The following is a 2,097-nucleotide window of genomic DNA, read 5'->3' as shown; positions in this document are numbered from 1 at the left end:
AATGAATTTATAATCACTGTTAAACTAAAATATTTTAATCCTTCGCCCAAAATCTAACATATTTTGGGCTATTTTTATTGGCTTTTTCTTAACATTCAACACTTCTGCTTTTTTTGTTAATCCAAACTAAACTCTACGAAATCTGTTTGAGTAAATAACATATTTTTGTCTACGGCTGACAAGATTTTATTATTAGTACGCTCAGAGTTTAAACATTGGACAACTAACTGTGCTACATCAGCGCGATGGATACTACCGACAATCCGAGTGTCTTCAGTTAATACGCCGTTTCCGGTTGCTGGCTCTGATTTTAGTCCCCCAGGACGAATAATGGTGTAAGTTAGCCCACTGGCAATTAAATGTTGTTCAGCTTTCTCTTTCTCTACTAAAACTGGCCCCAACGCTACTAATGCTTGGGGAGAAAGAGCTTTTACACTATTTCCTGTACCAATGGAAGTCACAAGGATAAATTTTTTCACCCCAGCTTTGACTGCTGCATCAATGAGATTCTTGTTCCCAAGGTAATCTGGTCGTTCTGTGTCTGTAGGTAAACCGCCGAGGGTACTAATAACAGTATGAATCGGCTCATCTGTTAAAATTGCACGTTCTACATCACTGGCATTTATGGCATCTCCCAAAACTACTTGAACGCCTATTGCGTCTAGTTCAGCACGAGATGTTTCACTTCTCAGGAGTGCTTTGACTGGGAGATTCTGCCTAATTAAGTAGTGGGCGATTTCTCGTCCAACACCACGACTAGCCCCAACTAAAAAAATGTTAGATGATTTGGTCATCTGATTTTAAATAAAATTCATCACTTACGCTCAAAGGATTTTATCAAAGGATGAGCAACAATTAGTAATTGCTCAAGCTTTGGCAATGCTTCTGGTTGCTGGCGCACATGGACATCAATAAATAAATTGATAATGTCAGCTATTAATAGACGAAAATCCTCTTGGGGTTGGGTGGCTAGGAAGTCAGTAAAGGGTATGGATAAGGTTGAGTCTACGGTGTCAACTATGGAAAAGTGATTTGCTCCCTCCAAAAGTAGTAAATAGCTGTCACCTCGTCCTCCCAGGATTGCTTCTTGGAAGGTACGAATGACTGGGGTGATAGCATCTTTTGTATTCAAACCAAAGTGAGAGCTACTGTTGGCAATTACCCCGTCACAGGTTCCACCCATCACTAGCCTGGGCATGGTGTCTGGTAAGGGTAAGATAGTATTTGCTTCATAACCCAAAATAATTGCTCCGGCTGTGTTTGAGCCATAAGCAAATGATGCTACCACTTGGGGGAAAAAGCTGGGGTTAGCGTTTTCCATTGCAAGTCTACCGCCTTCAGAGTGTCCTCCTAAAATGATTTTTTGCAGGTCAAGTGTCCCAGCCAAAATGCCCTCAGTCTGTAAGTCTTCTAGTTTGGCTAGTATTGCTGGCAAAGCTGAAGCCGTGGGAGCAGTACCATAAAATTCCCGTTTTCGCTTTTCTATATCAAACCCAGGGGTGAAACTAACAAGTCCTGGGAGACTTTCCCCAATCCAATTAAACATCACCACTACTAGTCCGGTTTGGGCTAGTTCTATACCCAACCATTGATATTTTTGAGCATCGCAGTTAAAACCATTGAAAAAAATCACGACTGGGAAAGGGGCTTTTGCTGCATCAACAGGTAACATTCCCCAGTTTTTTTCTAAGTCACTATCTATATTTTGTGCAGGATAAAGAATTTTAATGTGGATAGTATCGTAAGGAGATTTAGCACTCTCAACTTTGGCGGCGGTTAACAAAGCTTGTACAGTCTGCATAATTCGGTTTAATTAGTGATTAGTCAACAGTTATTCTCTCTTGCTGCCCAATACTTAGTCCCCTGTCCCCCAATACGGTTCGGATAAGCAGGGGGTGCAGGGGGAGAATAGAAGCAGGGGAAGAGAAATTGCTTAATAATAACTCTCTTCCCTCCCCTGCCTCCCCTGCACCCCCTGCTTATCCGAACCGGTTAAACTAAGCCAAAAAGTCGCCTTTTTGACTCGTCTTCAGAACCGTGCCTGAATCTTTCAATTCACACGGCTCCTCAATGAATTGGGACTTGTCATGTCTACCT

General features: G+C 41.9%; 2 protein-coding genes. Both read right to left on the bottom strand.

Annotation, left to right across the window (positions count from 1 at the left end):
- Positions 1-116: 116 nt before the first annotated feature.
- A complete protein-coding gene (locus H6G18_RS24455) occupies positions 117-794 on the bottom strand; it encodes an SDR family oxidoreductase (protein ID WP_190409674.1) in 678 nt (225 codons plus the stop codon).
- Between the two features lie 20 nt (positions 795-814).
- Positions 815-1,801, bottom strand: a complete 987-nt coding sequence (locus tag H6G18_RS24450) for an alpha/beta hydrolase family protein (RefSeq protein ID WP_190409673.1) — start codon at positions 1,799-1,801, stop codon at positions 815-817.
- Between the last annotated feature and the right edge of the window lie 296 nt (positions 1,802-2,097).

It is taken from the genome of Anabaena subtropica FACHB-260, from assembly GCF_014697105.1.
Classification (GTDB): domain Bacteria; phylum Cyanobacteriota; class Cyanobacteriia; order Cyanobacteriales; family Nostocaceae; genus Trichormus; species Trichormus subtropicus.
Note: the sequence above shows the minus strand (reverse complement) of the source record. Positions and strands in the feature narration are given on the sequence as shown.

What these genes read in the sequence shown, in the direction of transcription:
- H6G18_RS24455 (WP_190409674.1), bottom strand. Translation starts at nt 794, where the DNA reads ATGACCAAATCATCTAACATTTTTTTAGTTGGGGCTAGTCGTGGTGTT.
- H6G18_RS24450 (WP_190409673.1), bottom strand. Translation starts at nt 1,801, where the DNA reads ATGCAGACTGTACAAGCTTTGTTAACCGCCGCCAAAGTTGAGAGTGCT.